The sequence below is a fragment of the Hymenobacter plasmatis genome (genome assembly GCF_020711255.1).
GTDB lineage: Bacteria > Bacteroidota > Bacteroidia > Cytophagales > Hymenobacteraceae > Hymenobacter.
The window spans coordinates 99796-118755 of sequence record NZ_JAJFAW010000008.1; the positions used below are offsets into that span (position 1 = coordinate 99796).

At 57.7% G+C, this 18960-nt stretch carries 13 protein-coding genes, 1 tRNA gene and 1 pseudogene; 4 read left to right on the forward strand and 11 right to left on the reverse strand.

All coding sequences use genetic code 11. The annotated features are described in order from the left end of the window. Nucleotides 1-83: 83 nt before the first annotated feature. Complete coding sequence (locus tag LJ738_RS07935; RefSeq protein ID WP_227785797.1) at nucleotides 84-1529, reverse strand: LptF/LptG family permease; 1446 nt, start codon at nucleotides 1527-1529, stop codon at nucleotides 84-86. Nucleotides 1530-1633: 104 nt separating this feature from the next. Then, complete coding sequence (locus LJ738_RS07940) at nucleotides 1634-2047, reverse strand: START-like domain-containing protein (RefSeq protein WP_227785799.1); 414 nt, start codon at nucleotides 2045-2047, stop codon at nucleotides 1634-1636. Nucleotides 2048-2180: 133 nt separating this feature from the next. Here LJ738_RS07940 and LJ738_RS07945 point away from each other — a divergent pair. Next, nucleotides 2181-2254 (forward strand) — tRNA-Met (locus LJ738_RS07945). Nucleotides 2255-2447: 193 nt separating this feature from the next. Here the strand turns inward: LJ738_RS07945 and rplT are convergent. The 9 genes and pseudogenes from rplT to LJ738_RS07990 all read right to left on the reverse strand — a co-directional run bounded on the left by rplT (nucleotide 2448) and on the right by LJ738_RS07990 (nucleotide 16495). Continuing rightward, nucleotides 2448-2792, reverse strand: coding sequence for a 50S ribosomal protein L20 (rplT, locus tag LJ738_RS07950; RefSeq protein ID WP_068195169.1), 345 nt, complete (start codon nucleotides 2790-2792; stop codon nucleotides 2448-2450). A 152-nt stretch (nucleotides 2793-2944) separates the two neighbouring features. Beyond that, entirely contained in the window at nucleotides 2945-3139 is a 195-nt protein-coding gene (gene rpmI / locus LJ738_RS07955; RefSeq protein WP_046242504.1) for a 50S ribosomal protein L35, read from the reverse strand. A 203-nt stretch (nucleotides 3140-3342) separates the two neighbouring features. Continuing rightward, nucleotides 3343-3900: pseudogene (infC, locus tag LJ738_RS07960) on the reverse strand (translation initiation factor IF-3); the annotation flags it as partial. A gap of 226 nt (nucleotides 3901-4126) precedes the next feature. Next, complete coding sequence (gene thrS, locus LJ738_RS07965; protein WP_227785801.1) at nucleotides 4127-6061, reverse strand: threonine--tRNA ligase; 1935 nt, start codon at nucleotides 6059-6061, stop codon at nucleotides 4127-4129. Nucleotides 6062-6202: 141 nt separating this feature from the next. Beyond that, on the reverse strand, nucleotides 6203-7363 hold the full coding sequence (locus LJ738_RS07970; protein ID WP_227785803.1) for a tetratricopeptide repeat protein: 1161 nt from the start codon (nucleotides 7361-7363) through the stop codon (nucleotides 6203-6205). A 181-nt stretch (nucleotides 7364-7544) separates the two neighbouring features. Then, on the reverse strand, nucleotides 7545-8471 hold the full coding sequence (locus LJ738_RS07975) for a tetratricopeptide repeat protein (protein ID WP_227785805.1): 927 nt from the start codon (nucleotides 8469-8471) through the stop codon (nucleotides 7545-7547). Nucleotides 8472-8655: 184 nt separating this feature from the next. Further along, nucleotides 8656-11394: a DNA gyrase/topoisomerase IV subunit A gene (locus LJ738_RS07980; protein WP_410779911.1), complete on the reverse strand. Its 2739-nt coding sequence runs from the start codon at nucleotides 11392-11394 to the stop codon at nucleotides 8656-8658. Between the two features lie 866 nt (nucleotides 11395-12260). Then, nucleotides 12261-14306 (reverse strand): tetratricopeptide repeat protein, encoded by a 2046-nt coding sequence (locus LJ738_RS07985; RefSeq protein ID WP_262907609.1) that lies wholly within the window; start codon nucleotides 14304-14306, stop codon nucleotides 12261-12263. Between the two features lie 245 nt (nucleotides 14307-14551). Further along, the gene (locus LJ738_RS07990; RefSeq protein WP_068195191.1) at nucleotides 14552-16495 is read right to left on the reverse strand and encodes a DNA topoisomerase IV subunit B; all 1944 of its coding nucleotides are present in this window, start codon (nucleotides 16493-16495) and stop codon (nucleotides 14552-14554) included. A gap of 180 nt (nucleotides 16496-16675) precedes the next feature. Between LJ738_RS07990 and LJ738_RS07995 the strand changes: the two genes are divergently transcribed. The 3 genes from LJ738_RS07995 (at nucleotide 16676) to LJ738_RS08005 (ending at nucleotide 18913) form a co-directional block, all read left to right on the forward strand. Beyond that, on the forward strand, nucleotides 16676-17881 hold the full coding sequence (locus LJ738_RS07995; protein ID WP_227785807.1) for an AI-2E family transporter: 1206 nt from the start codon (nucleotides 16676-16678) through the stop codon (nucleotides 17879-17881). A gap of 94 nt (nucleotides 17882-17975) precedes the next feature. Next, the gene (locus tag LJ738_RS08000) at nucleotides 17976-18452 is read left to right on the forward strand and encodes a ferritin-like domain-containing protein (RefSeq protein ID WP_227785808.1); all 477 of its coding nucleotides are present in this window, start codon (nucleotides 17976-17978) and stop codon (nucleotides 18450-18452) included. Between the two features lie 152 nt (nucleotides 18453-18604). Next, the gene (locus tag LJ738_RS08005; RefSeq protein WP_317206789.1) at nucleotides 18605-18913 is read left to right on the forward strand and encodes an AI-2E family transporter; all 309 of its coding nucleotides are present in this window, start codon (nucleotides 18605-18607) and stop codon (nucleotides 18911-18913) included. Nucleotides 18914-18960 lie beyond the last annotated feature (47 nt).

Below are 18960 nucleotides of genomic sequence, written 5' to 3' on the forward strand. Positions count from 1 at the left end.
CGCAATTTTAAAACAGGATAAAAGCGCGATACGGGAAATTTTCCATTGCTTAAGGTTCTGCTTTATTGAGCTAAAATTGCCGCTTATTCTTCTACTGGCTCAATAATTTTCCGCAGCCCCGGAATGCCCAGGCGCTGCGGCAAACGGCGCCAGAAGTCCAGTTCAAGCAGGCCCGAGTCGTTATAAGCCTGATACAGGAAAAACAAACCAGCCGGCAGCAGCACCAGGTTCGACATCCACATGCCGATGCCAACCGGCCACACAAACTCGCGGCCGTACTTCTCGCCCATGATGCTGAGCACGTAGTAAATGATAAAGAAGAGGATGGAAACGAGGATGGGAACCCCCAAGCCGCCCTTCTTAATAATTGAACCCAGCGGCGCCCCAATCAGGAACATGAGCAACACCGCCACCGACTGCGAATACTTCCGGTAGACCTCAATGCGGAACAGAGCCGAATTCCGAGCGTAATCGTTGAGCCGCTCGGCGGTGGAGTTGGCAAAGGCCCGAAGGTTGTTAGCCCGGTTTGTAGCCTGCTGAATGATGGGCGCGGTCGGCGCGGCCAGGCGCGAAGCCGGCACCTGCAAGTGGGCTGCGCGTCGGTTGGCCGCCCGGCCGGTGGTATCGAAGCGCAGGAAGGTGAAGTAGGCGTTGGCTTGCCGGGGAATCCCCTGTTGCTCGTGGGTCAGCTTCTTCTGGATGGAATCCGTGGCATTGTGCAGCTGCGGAATATTGAGCATCATCCGGTTTTCCTTGAACAAGTCCTCCTTGGTGCGGCCCAGGTCGAACGATGCCAATGAAAACGTGACCAGGTTGTGGTCGAAACCTTGGCGCACAAAGCTGGCGCCGGCCCGGTCTTGCGCATCGGGCTGCTCCACATAGTTGTGGCCATGGAACAACTCGAGGCTGAGATAGCCGCCATTAAAGCGCGTGAACATGCGCCCGGAGTCGGCCAGCATCACGGTAGCATTGCCCGACTTCTGGGTGTGGTCGTAAATCATCACCCCGTGCAGGCGGTCGCCGTTTTCGCCCGTTTTCTTGTCGACCTTAATGGTATAGCCGGGAATGCCGTTGTAAAAAACGCCTTCCCGAATGTCCAAAGCCAGTTTTTGCTGGCGTACATCCCAAAGCAGGCTGTAGGCTTTCAGGTTGGCCTTGGGCACGATGGTTTCGTTGAACCAAAAGGCGCCCACGGCCAGCCCAACCGTAAGCAGCAGCACCGGCCGCAAAATCCGCGTTAAGGCAATGCCGGACGCCTTGATGGCCGTGAGTTCGTGGTGCTCGCCCAAGTTGCCATAGGTCATGAGCGAAGACAGAAGCACGGCCAACGGCAGCGAAATGGGCACGATGAGCACACTGAAGTAAAACAGCAGCTGCAACAACACCCCCGTGCCCAAATCCTTGCCGATGATATCGTCGAGGTACTTGAGCAGCGTATGCGTGAGCAGAATAAACTGCACCACCGCAAAAGTGAGCAAGAATGGCCCGGCAAAGGCCTTTAGAATAAGCTTATCGAGCTTCTTAAGCATAGAAAACGGCGCTGCCTCTGAACTGTACGTCGGCGCTGAAACGAAAGTCCAAGGAAAAAAGTACCGGAACCGAACCCAGCCCAATTGGAGGGTTCACGCGGTGCCTACCCTCCTACTTGCTCGCGGAGCTTGGCAACCAGGCCCTCCCACATTTCTTGCTGCTCCTCGGCATCGTGCGCCGACGAGTAGTCAATCACGCGCAAATACACCTCGTCGGTTACCTGCGACGAATCCAGCGTGAACTCCAGATAATTCGCGTCCGCTACTTGCTGGCGCAGGTCGTTCAAGAACACAAACCGGATGGCCCGATTCAGCCGCTGGCCCGAAATCTCGGCGTAATGGTTTTCCTGATCCCAAATAAAATTGAGCCGCTGACCTTCCACGTAGCGCACATCGTCGCAAAACCACTGCGAAAGACCGGAAGCGGTAGCCAAATAAGGAAAAAGAATTTTAGGCGAAGCGTTGATGGGAAATTCCACCACGAAGCGCGTTTTAGTTTGGGTATCAGGCAGAGCCATAGTTTTTGATACGAAGGGGCCTGGTCAAACAAAGGTCTGAAACCGGCCACGAGGGAGAAATACAGTGTTTTTTTGCCCCAGGACCTTGCGTCGGGGCCGATTGTAGCGTTACCTTTGCACCCACAAAAAACCCGGCGGGGTAGCTCAGTTGGTTAGAGCACAGGATTCATAACCCTGAGGTCACGAGTTCAACTCTCGTCCCCGCTACTTTAGAAACCGTTTCAGCTACGCTGGGGCGGTTTTTTTGCTTTGGGGACTTTTGAAGACGGCATTACTTCCGGAGCAATACTGACTTCTTTTTAGCTCAATATTTAGACTGAACTATTTTTCCTGGGCTAAAAACAAGAAAACGCTGAACCCAAGGGCCAGCGTTTTCTTGGTTCTTGATGCACAGGGGCAATTACTTCACTTTTTCCACGATGCCTTTGAAGGCCTCTGGGTGGTTCAGCGCCAAATCAGCCAGCACTTTGCGGTTGAGTTCGATGCCAGCCTTTTTCAGACCGCCCATCAGCTGCGAGTACGACAGGCCGTGCTCACGAGCGCCGGCGTTGATACGCTGAATCCAGAGGGCACGGAATTCGCGCTTCTTTACTTTACGGTCGCGGTAAGCGTACAAGAGGCCTTTTTCAACGGCGTTCTTGGCTACGGTCCATACGTTTTTGCGTCGGCCATAATAGCCTTTCGCCAAACGCATGATTTTCTTACGACGGTGGCGCGAGGCCACGTGGTTGACACTTCTTGGCATAACCTAGAGAGTTTTTGGCAGCCGGCGACAGAGGGTTGTCTTAGAGCCGGAAGCCTGGTGATTGTTTAGTTATTAGTTGTTGGCTGTCAGTTGTTTGTATCAAATCAGATGCAGGAAAACCCAACAACTGACCATGAGCAACTGACAACAAATCAGATGTTCAACATCTGGCGCACGCGGTTCATGTCGGCGCTGCTCACGAGGCCCGTGTGGGTCAAACCACGCTTCTGCTTGGTCGTCTTCTTCGTGAGGATGTGTGATTTGAAGGCGTGCTTCCGCTTCACCTTGCCCGTTCCGGTGAGCGCAAAGCGCTTCTTAGCACCGGATTTCGTCTTTACTTTCGGCATTGTAGTGGTTGTTGGAGGGTTGGTTGTTGATTGTTGATTGCTGACCGACCGGGGGTCGGGAAGCCATCTTCAACCGGTAAAATCTATTCAGCGTCCGTGGTCGCCGGTGCCGATTCAGCTGCCTTGTCGGCAGGCTCAGCAGCAGGCTTGGGAGCTTTTTTCTCAGCCTTAGCATCCGGAGCAGCGGCCGGCTTAGCAGCAGGCTTCACTACGGCCGCCGCTTTGGGAGCGAGGTAGAGGAACATGCGCTTGCCTTCGAGCTTGGGCAGTTGCTCTACTTTGGCCAGGTCTTCAAGAGCCTGGGCAAACTTGAGCAGCAGGATTTCGCCCCGCTCTTTAAACACGATGCTACGACCCACAAAGTGCACGTAGCTCTTGATTTTCGCGCCTTCGCGCAAAAACTCCTGGGCGTGCTTCACCTTAAAGGCGAAGTCGTGCTCGTCGGTGTTGGGACCGAAACGAATTTCTTTCAGGACGACCTTGGTCTGCTTGGCCTTCAGCTCGCGGGTCTTCTTCTTCTGCTCGTACTTGAATTTCGAGTAGTCGATGACGCGGCATACGGGCGGCGTGGCCGTGGGCGAAATCTCAACGAGGTCGAGATTCTGGTCCTGGGCCATTTTCCGGGCTTGGTCGGTCGGATAAACGCCTTGCTCGACGTTGTCGCCGACCAGGCGCACTTCGCGAGCCAGGATTTTTTGGTTGATTTTGAACGGCTCTTCCACCTGCTGGCGGGGCACGTACCGACGATTCGGGGCTGCTATGGTTTGGTCCTCCTCCTAAAAAAGTGGCGGGAAATGAGATTCGGGGCGGTTTAGGCCTGGTAAGGCCTGGCAATCAGGGGGCAAATATCGGTATTTATCTTGGTAAAGGCAAATTACTTGTGAAATCAGTAGTGAAATACACTAAGCACGGCCTCAGGCAAGGAAAATCAAACACCGTCAGGTTGAGCTGCTTTCGCTGGCTCAACCTGACGGTGCTGTTCCTTAATTAATAAGCTTCAACAATCTGGCTTTGCACGCTCTTCACGAAAGCATCGAGAGGCATAGAACCCAGGTCGCCTTCGCCATGCTTGCGCACCGAAATGATGTTGTCCTGGGCTTCCTTCTCGCCTACTACCAGCAGGTAAGGGATTTTGCCCATTTCGGCATCGCGAATTTTGCGGCCAATACGCTCATCGCGGGCATCCACGGTACCGCGTAGCTCGCGCTGTTCCAGTTGGGCTTTCACCTCGTTGGCGTAGTCGATGTACTTGTCCGAAATCGGGAGCACAATGAATTGCTCGGGTGTCAGCCACAGGGGGAAATTGCCAGCGCAATGTTCGATGAGCACAGCCACGAACCGCTCCAGCGAGCCAAAGGGCGCGCGGTGCAGCATCACGGGGCGCTGGCGGGAGTTGTCGGAAGCGACATACTCCAAGTCGAACCGCTCCGGCAGGTTGTAGTCTACCTGAATGGTGCCCAACTGCCAGCGGCGCCCGAGGGCATCGCGCACCATGAAGTCGAGCTTGGGGCCGTAGAAGGCCGCTTCGCCTAGTTCGGTTACCGTGGGCAGGCCTTTTTCGGCGGCGGCTTCCTGGATGGCGCTTTCAGCCAAAAACCAGTTCTCATCGGAGCCGATGTACTTGGTTTTGTTCTCCGGGTCGCGGAGGCTGATTTGGGCTGTGTAGTCTTCAAAACCGAGGTTTTTGAACACGTAAAGCACCAAGTCAATCACCTTCTTGAACTCCTCCTTCACCTGGTCGGGGCGGCAGAAGATGTGGGCATCGTCCTGCGTAAAGCCGCGCACACGGGTCAGGCCGTGCAGCTCGCCCGATTGCTCGTAGCGGTACACGGTGCCAAACTCGGCGTAGCGAACGGGAAGGTCGCGGTAGCTGCGGGGCTCCGTTTTATAGATTTCGCAGTGGTGGGGGCAGTTCATCGGCTTGAGGAAGAATTCCTCGCCGGGGTTAGGCGTCTTGATGGGTTGGAACGAGTCAGCGCCGTATTTCTCGTAGTGGCCGCTGGTCACGTACAGCTCTTTCGCTCCGATGTGGGGAGTTACCACGGGCTGGTAGCCGGCCTTCACCTGGGCTTTGCGCAGGAACTGCTCGAGGCGCTCGCGCAGGGCAGTGCCTTTGGGCAGCCACAAGGGCAGCCCAGCTCCTACTTTCTCTGAGAAAGCAAACAGCTTCAACTCCTTGCCCAACTTGCGGTGGTCGCGGCGCTTGGCTTCCTCCAGCCGCTCCAGGTACTCGGTGAGGTCCTTGGCTTTGGGGAAAGTGATGCCGTAGAGGCGCGTGAGCTGCTTGTTTTTCTCATCGCCGCGCCAGTAGGCACCGGCCACGTTCATGAGCTTGGCTGCTTTGATGGTGCTGGTGTCGGGGATGTGCGGGCCTCGGCAGAGGTCGGTGAAACCACCTTGGGTATAGAAGGTAATCTGGCCGTCTTCCAAGTTTTCGAGCAGTTCCAGTTTGTAGGGGTCCTGCTTTTCCTGGAAGTAGGCGATGGCATCGGCCTTCGATATTTCCTGGCGGATGTAGCGGCTTTTGTTTTTGGCCAGCTCCAGCATCTTCTTCTCGATTTCGGGGAAGTCTTCGCTGGAAATGCTGCGACCTTCGCCCAAATCGACGTCGTAGTAGAAGCCGTTCTCTACGGCGGGGCCGATGGCCAGCTTCACGCCGGGATAGAGCGTTTCGAGCGCTTCGGCCATCAGGTGAGCCGAGGAATGCCAATAAGTAGCCTTGCCGGCCTCGTCGTTCCAGGTCAGGATTTCAACGGTAGCATCTTCCGTGAAGGGACGGTAGAGGTCGCGGACTTCGCCATTGACGCGCACAGCCAAGGCATTGCGGGCCAGGCCTTCACTGATGCTGGCGGCCAGGGCATGGCCCGTAGAGCCAGACTCGACTTGGCGAACCGAGCCGTCGGGGAGGGTAATATTGAGCATAGGATTGGAATAAAAGCCCCCGTGGGGCTAAGCGGGGCGCAAGTTACACGTTGCTCAATAATGAATTTAAGATTACTGAGGAAGCTGGGTTTATAATTTTTCAACTTACGCAAGCACTTCGGTTTTCCGTCCCGATGGCATTCACCCCGTGCTGGGCCTGAGCGATGGTAGCGGGCTAATGGGCGCGGGCCGCTGGGGCCGGCGGTAATAATACCGTGGCGCGGGACGCAAGCTATCCGGCAGCTGGCCTTGCACCCGGCCGTTGAGTTTCCAGACTTTATAGGTCCAGTGCGCGTTGCCCGGGTTTTCGGCCACGAGCTGGCGGTATTGGGTCAACGCTTCGGGCAGGCGGTTTTGGGTTTCCAGCGCTTCGGCGAGCAGCGCCCGGGCCTGCGGCAGGCGGGGATTACGGCGCAGGGCCCGCGTGAGGTGCTCAATCACAGCTAGGGGGCGGCGCGCTTTGGCCGCGGCCAAGCCCAGGCGGTAGTCGGCCCGGTACACGGTGGTGTCCAGCGTTAAGGCGCGGCGGTAGTACCACAGGGCGCTATCGGGGCGGCCCTGCAGCTCCAGCTGGCGACCGTAGTCGTACCGAAGTAGCCCGGAGGTAGTATCCAGCTTCATACCCAAGGCGGCGTAGCGGGCGGCATCGCTCGGCACCCGCCAAGCATTAAGCAGAAACGCCAGCTGGTGCAGAATCTCGGGCTCGCGGGGGTCACGGGCCAGGGCGTCCTGCAGATACTGAACGGCAGTCGAGGTATCAGCGGTGGCAGCGTAGGCCAGGCCTTTGTAGAAAAGGGCAGCGGGCTGGTCAGGGTCGAGGCGCAGGGTGCGGTCGAGGTTGTCCAGAGCAGCGGAATAGTTGCGCGCGGCTAAATGGGTTTCGCCCACCAGTAGAGGCAGCTCTGGCCCGGAAAACCCGTGTTCGGCCGCTTGCCGTGCGGCGGCCAGGGCCTCGGGCAATTGGCCCAACGCCCGGTATGCCCGCGCTTGCAAAAAGTACAGCCTGCCATCGGTGTCATCGATTTCCAGGGCAGTCGCGACATCCTGGAGGGCGGCGCGGGGCTGCCCGGCGGCCAGGCGCAAAGTGGCCCGACGCGCCAGCAGAGCCGTATTTTTTGGCTCCCTAACAATGGCTCCGTTCAGCTCATCGGCCTGCACGCGGGGCCCGCTTTGGACCGTAGCCAAATTAACCAGCGTATCAGGCCGTTCGTTGGGCTCGGCCTGGCAAGCGGCGAGTAGAACCAGTAAGAAAGGCAAACGGCGGGTCATGAACAGGCCAAGCGGCAGGAAAGCGTGGTTCAAAGGTAGCTGCAGCGGTTGAGGATAAGCTTCCGCTGATTAGTCAAGCACCTTTTTTGATAGTACTCATAACTTAACGTGTGGCTTGGAAGTGCCTTTTAGCTTTGCCCCAAGCGCCAAATGCTGGCCTGCTTGGTTGCAATCAGCTCAATTGGCGGTGCGTCAACTCGACCGGCTAGCCAAGCTACTGTTTGCGGCTAACTGAATCGGCAGCGGCTGGGCTAGGGCTGGGCGGCAGCGCGGCCGGCGCTGATTCTGTCTGTTCGAGCCGGGTGGAGCGCTGGTTCCGGCGGGCATCGGCACGGAGCAAGGGAGGTAGCATCTGCCGGCAAAGCCTACTTATGACAAGGTCTTCGCTGGTGATGGGCGAAATTCTTTCCGCTTCGCGCAGAACCTCGATGGCCCGACGACGGCGGCCCTGATAGCGGCACATGCGGGCCAGGTCGTAGCAAAATTCGATGTTATTGGGCGCGAGCTTTCGGGCTTTTTCCAGGTCTTCCATGGCCTCGTGGCTGTCACCGCCATCTGGCACGCCACCCAGCACAAATTTGCTGTATAGCCGCTCGAGCAGGTTGTAGTGGGCCACACGGTACTGCCAGCGGCCCAGTAGCTGCCAGCCCTCCGCCATATCAGGGCGGCGCTCGGTGACGAGGTACACGTGCGAGCGCAAATCCCGGAAGGCCTTCAAGCGGGCGCCGGCCTTGTAGAGGGTGGCCTGGTTGAATAAGGCCAATGCGACAGCGTAATTGCTCTCACCGCCTTCGGGCCGAATAAGCAGGGCACGGTCGGCGTACTGCCGGCCGGCATCGAAATACGCTGCTTTCCGGGTTTCGTCTGAGTAACGGCTCCCAATTTTTACGCTCAGCACAGCGGCCTGGCACAGCGACAAGTAATGGTTAGGAGTGCCTTTCAGAATTTCCTGGTAAACGGCCAGCGCCTCCGAATCTTTAAAGCCCTTGGCCAGCGTGGCAGCCTGAAAGAGTTGTGCCTGTACCGCCGGCGGGTCCGGCGGCAGCGCATTGAGCGGCCGCCGGCTGGGGGCGGCTGCGGCTGGCTTGCGCGGCTGGGTCCGAAATTGTCCAGCGGCAGGCGTGGCGAGCCAGCCCAGCATGAGTACTCCCAGCAGCCAGCTTCGCCACAGCCTGAATGGAAAGGCAGGACAAAACCGCGACCAGGGCACAACAAGCATAAGGGCAAAGAAACGGGGCACCGAAAAGAAGTAGCTCACTATTGGTATCAGGCAGCCGGCCAGAAGAAAAGTTCTCCCGACCACCCAATACCAATGGCTGCGCGCATTAGAACAGGCCTAGCTGCGCCTTTGGCCGTTTGAGCAACTCCCGTGCCTGGGCTACTTCTTCGGCCGTCACGTCCACCGCCCCGCTGGGCTCGGGGCGTTCGGCATCAGTGGCTCCTCCCCCGTTCTCCCCCGGCTTGGGCAAGGCCGCAGCCACGCGCTTCTTGGCTACCTCGCGGCGCTGGGGCTCGGGGCCTTCGTCGGTGAGCAGCGTTAAGGCGTGCACCTTGAAGTAGTTGAGCTTGTTGCCCATCGCCTTCCAGCCTTTCACGTCGATGAAATCGTGCAGGTTGATTTTCTCGGTTTCCTTGTCAGACTTCTTGTCCTTCTGAAACTTCACTTCCACCAGCGGCTCGGGATTAGCGGTAACGGCCAGCAGCTTCGAGCCCTTGGTCTCGGAAATGAAGGTGAAGCGCTTGCCCAACGTGCTGGTTTCAATTTTGAACCGCTTGACGTAGTGGATTTTGGTTTCCCCGTCCAAGTACACGGCGCTGAGCACCACATCGGGCTCGTACTTGCGCAGCAGCACAATATTGGGCACGTCGTAGTGGTTGGCGGGGTCGGGCGTGGTCAGCTCGTAGCTGCCATCTTTGAAGACCACTAAAACGTGGTGCTCGGTATCGAACTGGCCCAGGTAACGGCCGTGGCCGGCGGTGTTTAGGCGGCCAACCACGCTGTCGAAGAATATCTCGCGCCCGCCCAGGGTGGAGTCGCCCAGGGTTTTTTGCGTGATTTTCTTGATGGGCTGCTTAGTTACGATGTTGCCCATCGAGCCCTTGCCCTTGATGCCGAGCTCGGCAAAATCAAAGTCAAACTGCTTCACCCGCGCCGGCGCCTTATCCGAGAGCTGAATGTTAACAATCTCGGATTCCGAGTTAGGGTTGGCCGTCAGGTACAGCACTTTGGTGCCTTTGGTGCCTTTGGTCAGGTCGTAGGTTTTGTCGCGGGTGATGCCCGACACCAGGAAGCGCTTGGCGAAGCTGATGCCCGAGGCGCCGTCCAAGTACACCATGTTGTACACCAGCCGGTCGTCGTTCTTATTGTACACGCCCACGTGCAGAATATCGCGGCCCACGAAGGTCTTCTCCGCAATTTTGGTCACCGTAAACGTGCCGTCGCGCTTAATGGCGATGATATCGTCCAGGTCCGAGCAGTCGCAGACGAATTCGTCTTTCTTAAGCCCGTAGCCCACAAAACCGTCGACGCGGTTCACGTAAAGCTTCTGGTTGGCAATGGCCACTTTCTGAGCCGTTACGACATCGAAGGTGCGGAGCTGGGTTTTGCGCTCACGGCCCGCGCCGTACTTCTTGAGCAGGTTTTCGAAGTACTGGATGGCATAGCGCGTCAGGTTGGCGAGGTGGTCGGCTACTTCGGCCAGTTCTGTTTCCAGGCGCTGGATGTACTCGTCGGCTTTGAAACCGTCGAACTTAGAAATGCGCTTGATGCGAATTTCGGTCAGGCGGGTAAGGTCGTCTTCTTCGATGGGACGGCGCAGCACGATGCGGGTGTCGTCGGCCTTGGCCTTCTCCCCTTCGATGCGCACGAATTTCTTCAAGCCCTTGTCGATTGTTTCGAGGATTTCAGCCCAAGTTTCGCATTCCTCAATCTTGCGGTAAATACGGTTCTCGATGAAAATCTTTTCCAGCGAAGCGTTGTGCCATTTCTCCCACAACTCATCCTGGCGGATTTCCAGCTCGCGCTCCAGCAGGCGCACGGTGGCCTTGGTGCTTTGGCGCAGCACGTCCTCCACGCCCACAAACCGGGGCTTCTCGTCGATGATGACGCAGGTATTGGGCGAGATGCTGATTTCGCAGTCGGTGAAGGCGTACAGCGCGTCGATGGTCAGGTCGGGTGAGACGCCGGCGGGCAACTGCACCTGAATTTCCACGTCGGCGGCCGTGTTGTCGACCACCTTCTTAATCTTGATTTTGTTGGCTTCCGAGGCCTTCACGATGCTTTCCATCAGCGCCGTGGTGGTGGAGCCGTAGGGAATGTCGCGGATGATGAGTAGGGTTTTGTCGACCTTCTCGATGGTGGCGCGCAGGCGAATGCGCGCCCCGCGCATACCTGAGTTGTAGTTGCTCACGTCACACAAGCCGCCGGTCGAAAAGTCCGGAAACAACTGCACCTCTTTGCCCCGCAGCACGTCGATGCTGGCCTTGCACAGCTCGCGAAAGTTGTGGGGCATAATCTTGGTGCTCAAGCCCACGGCGATGCCTTCCACGCCCTGCGCCAGCAGCAGCGGGAACTTAACGGGCAGGGTGGTGGGCTCGCGCTTGCGGCCGTCGTAGCTGAGCTGCCACTCCGTAGTGTCGGGGTTGAACACCACGTCGAGGGCAAACTTGCTCAGGCGCGCTTCGATGTAGCGGGGCGCGGCGGCGCCATCGCCGGTGCGCACATCGCCCCAGTTGCCCTGGGTTTCGATGAGCAGGTCTTTCTGCCCCAGGTTCACCATGGCATCACCGATGCTGGCGTCGCCGTGCGGGTGGTACTGCATGGTCTGGCCGATGACGTTGGCCACCTTGTTGAAGCGGCCGTCGTCCATCTCCTTCATGGCGTGCAGAATGCGCCGCTGCACCGGCTTGAGGCCATCTTCAATGGCCGGCACAGCCCGCTCCAGAATCACATAAGAGGCATAGTCCAGAAACCAGTTCTGGTACATGCCCTTTACCGTGGCTACGTCGTGAATGGTCTCGCCGGGCGCAAACTTGGGCTCCTCCTCGGTTTCGGGTTCGGGCACGGTCTCGGCCGCCAGGTGCACGGCGGGCAAGTCGCCGAATAAATCGGTGGCGTCGGCAGCGGCTTGACTGCTCTCGGCAGCCGCGTGCTCGGCCGCTTGGTCGGCAAAACTGGCGAGTTCCTGGGCATCAGCCGCCGCGGCAGGCGAAAACGCCGTTAGGTCAAAGTCGACCGAATCACCGGGCTGCAAAATATTTTGGTCGGGGAGTTCGGAATCAGGAGTATCGAGAGTAGCCACGAGGGAAACGAAAGAGGTCGGCGAATGCCATCAAAAATACCGGAATCAGCGCGGAGCGCAACATATTACAATTCCAGCCCAAGCCGGAAAGTTCCCAAATTTCTTAGCGAATTCGCGATAAACCGTCAAATCCAGTAAGTCAGAAAAAGCGGACAGGGACCCCAAAATACGGCAATTTTTGGCCAAAAAACAAGCTAAAATTACTAGCCAAATACTATCGGATTCTATAGCATTAAAGCCCGACAATATGCTGGTTTTAACCAAACGAAAAAAGCCCGAACCAAAGGTCCGGGCTTTTCCGTGGAATGTGCCGACTAGTCTACCCCTAGGCGGCGGTTCAAACCTACGAAAAAAAAAGTACAAGACAATACTTAGTCCGCGCACAATACGTACTTTTTACGCAGAATTTTTCAAGCGTTTCGGATTATTACAGCTGAGCTTTCATCCAATACAACATGCTATTAGCCAATAGCAGTGCTTAATTACATAAAATCAAACATTGGTGCATTTAATATTTGATACTCTCTCAAGGTGATTAGTATAGATATAAATATTCAAATTATTAAATAAAGAAGACATGGCTTTCTTATATAAAAGCGCCCTCCCGAAAGCATCCGGATTTTCATGAATTAAGCGGAGGGCAGCGGTACAGCTACCCGAACGCCAAAACCGATTACAGTGCCATTTGCGGCCAGCACCGGGCCGGCGGTGGCGGCTCCGCCCATGGCAGTGGCCCGCAGCTCAATATTGGCCAGGCCGTTCCCCGCCCTTTCGGCCGGGCCGGTTGAGCTGAATTCTGGCACTAGCTGCCCGTTGTCAGTAATATCAACAATCAGTTGGGGTCCTTCCAGCCGCACGCGCACGGTGGTGCGGGACACCTGCTGGGCATGCTTGGCAATGTTCTGAAGGCTCTCTTTATAAATCAGATACAGGTTGCGGCGCAGCCGGGCTGGCAGGCGGCAAATAGGTAGTACCTCAGGCACCTCGTAGGCAAATTCGATGCCTTTAGGGTCAAGCACTTCGTGCGCGTAGTCGCGCATCCGGGTGAGTAAGTCGGCCAAATAATCATTCTTGGCGTCGAGGCTCCACACCACGTCATTGAGCTGGCGCACGGCGGTGCGGCTGGCATCGGACAGCCGGCTGATTTGCAAGCGCTGGCCAGCCGCATCGGCCAGGCCCTCCTGCAGCAGATTGCTTTGCAGGCTGATTTGACGCAGCAATGCCCCCACGTCGTTGCGCAAATCGGCGGCCAAGCTTTCACGCAGGGCGGTTTCGCGGGCACTCTGCCGCCGCCGAAACCGCCAAAACAGGTAGGCGGCAAAGACAATGGCCACCAAGCTCAGCCCGGCCAGTCCAATAAGCTGGTTTGCTTGCCGCAGCTTTTCCAGCTCGCGTTGCTGGTTTTGCAGGCGGGCCTGCTGGGTGAGCAGCTTGATTTGGGCTTGCTTCTGCCCCAGCTCAAAATTGAGCTGCAACGCGGCGGTGCGGCGGGTGGTGGCCTCACTCAGTAGGCTGTCGTTGTACACCTTGCGGCCAATGGAGGCCTCGTAGGCCCGCGCAAAGTCTTTGCGGGCCGCATAAGCCAGCGCCAGCACCTCATTGGCCGCGCGGCCGCCTTCGTTGAAGCGGGCCTGCTGGCTGGCGCGCAGACTGCGCTGCCCGTAAAGAATGGCGCTGTCAGGCTGGCCCACGCGCAGGAAAGCCCGGGCCAGCACCCCCAGCGCCCGCGGAATGGCCAGCAGCTGGCCCGCCGCCACAGACTGGCGCAAGGCCGGGTACCCCAGCGCAAACGCCTCCTGCAGCTTGCCCTGCCGCTCGCTCACTTCCGCCAGATTGACTTGCATAGCCAGCACCTCCGGCGCATTGCTCAAGCGCTGGCTCACGGCCTGGCTTTGCGTGTAGTAGAGCCGCGCGGCATCCCATTGCTTTTGGCTGCGGCACACATCGCCGAGCCCGGCCAAAGCCAGGTTGATGCGGTCGGGGTAATCGTACTTTCGGGCCACCTGCAACGCATCCAGCAGGTAAGAACGGGCATGGGCGTAGTCGCCCAGCTTGTTGAAGGTGCCACCGGCTTGAATCTTGAGGGTAGTATTAAAGCGGCGGACATCGCCGCTGTCGGATAGCGCCAGGCCTTGCAGGCAGTAGGCCAGGCTGGAGGCGTACTGGCCCCGCTGGTCGGCCACCAGGGCCAGGCGGCCCAGGCACCGCACCTCGCCTCCCTGGTTGTGCATGCGGGCAAACTCCTGGCGGGACTCCCGCAGCCGCCGCACGGCCGGGCCGTATTCGGCCAGGGTGATATGGTAGTCGGCCAGGTCCAGCAAGCATTCCGCTAATAAATCCCCGATGGCCAATTGGCGAGACAACTGCACGGCTGCTTCCAGCACCGGGCGGGCCGACTGCACATTCTGCAGCTTCAGCTCGCTGGCCAGGTGCGTGAGCAGGACTATCCGAACAGAATCCAGTTGGGGATGGGCCCGCACCAGCCCACGCACGCTATCAATGCGGTGCTGCTGGGCCTGGCCAATTGTGGCTCGGGCTGCGGCCCCGGCCCATGCAATTGGCTGGCGCGGGCCGGATGCCGACGACGGGGCTTGTGCCCCCGCCTGCTTCAGGCCCCAGCAAAATACCAAGGCGAATATCGCAGTCGGCCCCAGGCCCGCTATCATTCTCCGCATTAGATCTAGATAATCAGCCCATAAATGTACTACTGCTGAGCTATGAATTGACTAATTTAAGCAAGCGGCACTATATGCGTCAACTTTAATCCACGGCAGTTTTTATGCTGCTCCCGCCTATTGCTGAATGGCTTTACTATTCATATATTAACATTTATTGCGCTGAAAGCATACCGGCTGCATCAAAAAAGCCCCGTTTGGCAAATGCCAAACGGGGCTCCTAACACAATAGCATTTCAGCTCAATTAAGCCAGGTCGGCTTCGGCCACCTCGGCCACGGGCAGCACATCACTAGTCACCAAGTCCTTTTCCAAGCGCAGGTTTTCGATGATGAAGTTCTGGCGGTCGGGGGTGTTTTTGCCCATGTAATACGTCAGCACCTGCTGGATGCTGCGGTCCGACTGTAGAATCACCGGCTCAAGCTTGATGTTCTCGCCGATGAACTTGCCGAACTCCTCGGGCGAAATCTCGCCCAGGCCTTTGAAGCGGGTGATTTCAGGGTTTTTGCCCAGCTTGCGCATGGCGTTCTGCTTCTCCTGCTCGTTGTAGCAGTAGATGGTTTCCTTCTTGTTGCGCACGCGGAACAGCGGCGTTTCGAGGATGAACACGTGGCCATTGCGCACCAAATCGGGGAAGAACTGCAGGAAGAACGTGAGCAGCAGCAGCCGGATGTGCATGCCGTCCACGTCAGCATCGGTGGCTACTACTACGCGGTTGTAGCGCAGGTGCTCGATGCCTTCTTCGATGTTGAGGGCGTGCTGCAGCAGGTTGAGCTCCTCGTTTTCGTACACGATTTTCTTCTTCAGTCCGAAGCAGTTCAGCGGCTTGCCGCGAAGGCTGAACACGGCTTCCAGCTCCACGTTGCGGCTCTTGGTGATGCTGCCCGAAGCCGAGTCGCCCTCGGTGATGAAGAGCGTGGTGAGCAGCTCCTTTTCGGCGCCGTCCTTGGCGTTTTCGCCCAGGTGGAAGCGGCAGTCGCGCAGCTTGCGGTTGTGTAGGTTGGCTTTTTTGGCGCGCTGGTTGGCGAGCTTTTTTACGCCGGCCATGTCCTTGCGCTCCCGCTCACTCTGCAGAATGCGCTTGAGAAGGGCATCGGCCGTGGCGGGGTTCTTGTGCAGGTAGTTGTCGAGGTGCTCCTTCACAAAGTCCAGGATGAAGCCGCGCACCGTGGGGCCGTCCTCGCCCATGTTGATGGAGCCGAGCTTGGTCTTGGTCTGGCTCTCAAACACGGGCTCCTGCACCCGCACCGAAATGGCCCCGATGATGGAGCCGCGCACGTCGGCCGCGTCAAAATCCTTCTTGTAGAATTCGCGCACGGCCTTCACCACCGCCTCGCGAAAGGCAGCCAGGTGGGTACCGCCCTGCGTGGTGTACTGGCCGTTCACGAAGGAGTAGTACTCCTCGCCGTAGTCGTTGCCATGGGTCATGGCCATCTCAATATCCGGCGCCTTTAGGTGGATAATGGGGTAGCGCAGGTGCTCCACATCGGCCTTGCGGGCCAGCAGGTCGAGCAGGCCGTTTTCGGAGTAGTACTTCTGGCCGTTGAAGTTGATGGTCAGGCCGGCGTTCAGGTAAACGTAGTTCCAGATTTGATTTTCGAGATACTCCGGGATGAAGCGGTAGTTCTTGAAAATCGTGTCGTCGGGCTGAAAAGTGACCAGCGTGCCGTTGCGCTGGCTGGTTTTCTGGGGCTTGGGGTCGCTCACCAGGTTGCCCTGGGCAAACTCGGCCGACTTCATAATGCCTTCGCGCACGCTTTGCACCAAGAAATAGCCGCTCAGCGCGTTCACAGCCTTGGTGCCCACGCCGTTCAGGCCCACCGACTTCTGGAAGACCTTGGAGTCGTATTTACCGCCGGTGTTGATTTTGCTCACCACGTCGACCACCTTGCCCAGCGGGATGCCGCGGCCGTAGTCGCGCACCTGCACCCGGGAGTCCGATATCTTGATATCGATGGTGCGGCCGTGGCCCATCACGTGTTCGTCGATGCAGTTATCGACCACTTCCTTCACCAATACGTAAATGCCGTCATCGTAAGCAGAACCGTCGCCGAGTTTGCCGATGTACATGCCCGGTCGCAGGCGGATGTGCTCGCGCCAATCCAGCGAGCGGATACTGTCTTCGTTATAGCCGTGGTCGGGGACTTTGGCCTTCACTTCGGAGGCTTCGGTCAGTAGTTCGTCGTTCATTGGGCAACTGTTCTCCAGTTTTTGGGTAAAATAACGCAGAAATTAGCAGGAGGGCAAGAAATATTGCCAGCTCTTTTAGTATCACCTCGCTAATTTATTTAGTCTCCAACACCACTTAGCTGGCCTGGGTTCACGGGTTTTGGCCCGCCGCGCCAATTGATTTCCCCCTCTTCAAACCGCATGTTTCCTCCTCTAATCAACCGGGTAATCAATCGTGGTTCGCCCCACTCCAACGTAGCCCAACAAAGCGGCGCCATTCCCGAGGCCAAGCTGGCGCCGGTGGTCCACTACACCTTCCTCCTCATTGGGCTGTCGCTGCTGGTATTTGTGCTCCATAAGCTCGACGGTATTTTGCTGCCGCTTTTCTTTTCAGCGTTGCTTTCCACCCTGCTCCTGCCCTTGGTAACCAAGCTGGAAGGCTGGGGCTGGTCGCGGGTACTGGCCATCATCGCGGCCATCCTTTTATTGGTAAGCGGGCTGGCGGGCCTCATCATTTTGTTTGGCTCCCAAATTCTGGACCTGCGGGCCGAGCTGCCCCTGATTCAGCAGAAGCTGGCAATATTTTTTGACCAGGGCCAGCAATGGCTGCACGACCGCCTGGGCATGCGCGTGATGAGCAAGGATGAGTTTATCGACTCCTCGTTGAGCTCGGCCAAAAAATCGGCTGGCGGCTTTCTGGGCAGCACCATCAGCACCACGGCCGGCGTGCTGAGCGTAGTGACCCTGATTCCGATTTACATTTTCTGCTTTCTGTACTACCGCGACCACATGCGCCAGTTCATGTTCCGGTTTGTGGCGCCCGATAAGCGTACCACGGTGCTGCACACCATGGACAGCATCCAGACCGTGGTGCAGGCCTACATTTCGGGGCTGCTCACGGTTATCGTCATAGTCTCGGTTCTGAACGCCATTGGCTTGCTGATTCTGGGGGTGAAGTTCGCCGTGTTCTTTGCCATTTTTGCTTCCATTCTGGCGGTCATCCCCTACATCGGCATCATGATTGGCGCCACCATTCCGGCCCTGATTACGCTGGTCGAAACGGGCTCGCCGGCGAAGGCGGCCGGGGTGGTGGGCGTATTTGTGTTCGTGCAGTTTCTGGAAGGCAACTTCATCACGCCCATGATTACGGGCTCGAAGGTGAGCATCAACCCCATGGCGGCCATCGTGGCCCTTATCCTGGGTGGCGAGCTCTGGGGCACGCCCGGCATGATTCTGAGCATCCCGCTCGTGGCCGTGCTCAAGGTGGTATTTGACTCCAACAAGACCACCGAGCCCTGGGGCTTTTTGCTCGGCGACGTGACCGACGGCGACGACACGAAACGGGATAAATCGGACGACAAGCCCGGCTTTCTGGGCAAAGCCTGGCACATGATTAAGCGCATGTAAAGCTTGGCGGGTGGGTCTGCTCGACCGCAACCCCTTAGTAGCCTTCGCAGTATATTCTAGGAAGTTTTCCTTTCCACTAAACCCTATTATATCCATGGCTACGACCACCGAAACCACTGCCCGCGCTTACAACGACCTGGTTGAAATCAACAAAACCGCGGCCAAAGGCTACCAGGAAGCCGCCGAAGGCGTGACCAACCCCCAACTCAAATCGGAGTTGAGCCGGCTCTCGCAGCAGCGGGCCCAGTTTGCCTCGGAGCTCACCCAGCGCGCCAGCCAGTACGGCCTGAGCACGACCACCCACGGCACAGTAGAGGGCGCGCTAACCGACGCCGCCGCCGCAGTGCACCGTGGCTGGATTAACATCAAATCGGCCATCACCGGCCATGATGATGCGGCTATCCTGGGCGAGTGCGAAACCGGCGATGCGACGGCTCTGCAAGCCTACGAAACGGCTTTGGAATCGACTGACTTGCCCACCGAAGCCAAGCGGGTAATCGAACAGCAGCACAGCCAGGTTCTGCAAGCCAAAAACTGGGTCACGCAGCAGAAAGGCACCTTGAAACGGTAAATAATTACCGGGCATTTAGCCCAATTAGCGTAGAAAGAACGAGCCCCATCGGCTGCAAGCTTTGCAGCCGATGGGGCTTTTTTCGTGGCATTTACCAACCTACGTCATTACTGACACCGGCTTGCCCGGCGAAGGCGGCCGGGGTGGTGGGCGTGTTTGTGCAGTTTCTGGAAGGCAACTTCATTACGCCCATGATTACGGGCTCGAAGGTGAGCATCAACCCCATGGCGGCCATCGTGGCCCTTATCCTGGGTGGCGAGCTCTGGGGCACGCCCGGCATGATTCTGAGCATCCCGCTCGTGGCCGTGCTCAAGGTCGTGTTCGATTCCAACAAGACCACCGAGCCCTGGGGCTTTTTGCTGGGCGACGTAACCGACGGGGATGACACCAAACGGGACAAATCGGACGATAAGCCCGGCTTTCTGGGCAAAGCCTGGCACGTGGTAAAGCTGATGCAATGACAGCTTAACCATGTTTTATTATATCAGGCATTGTTTTTATTATAAAA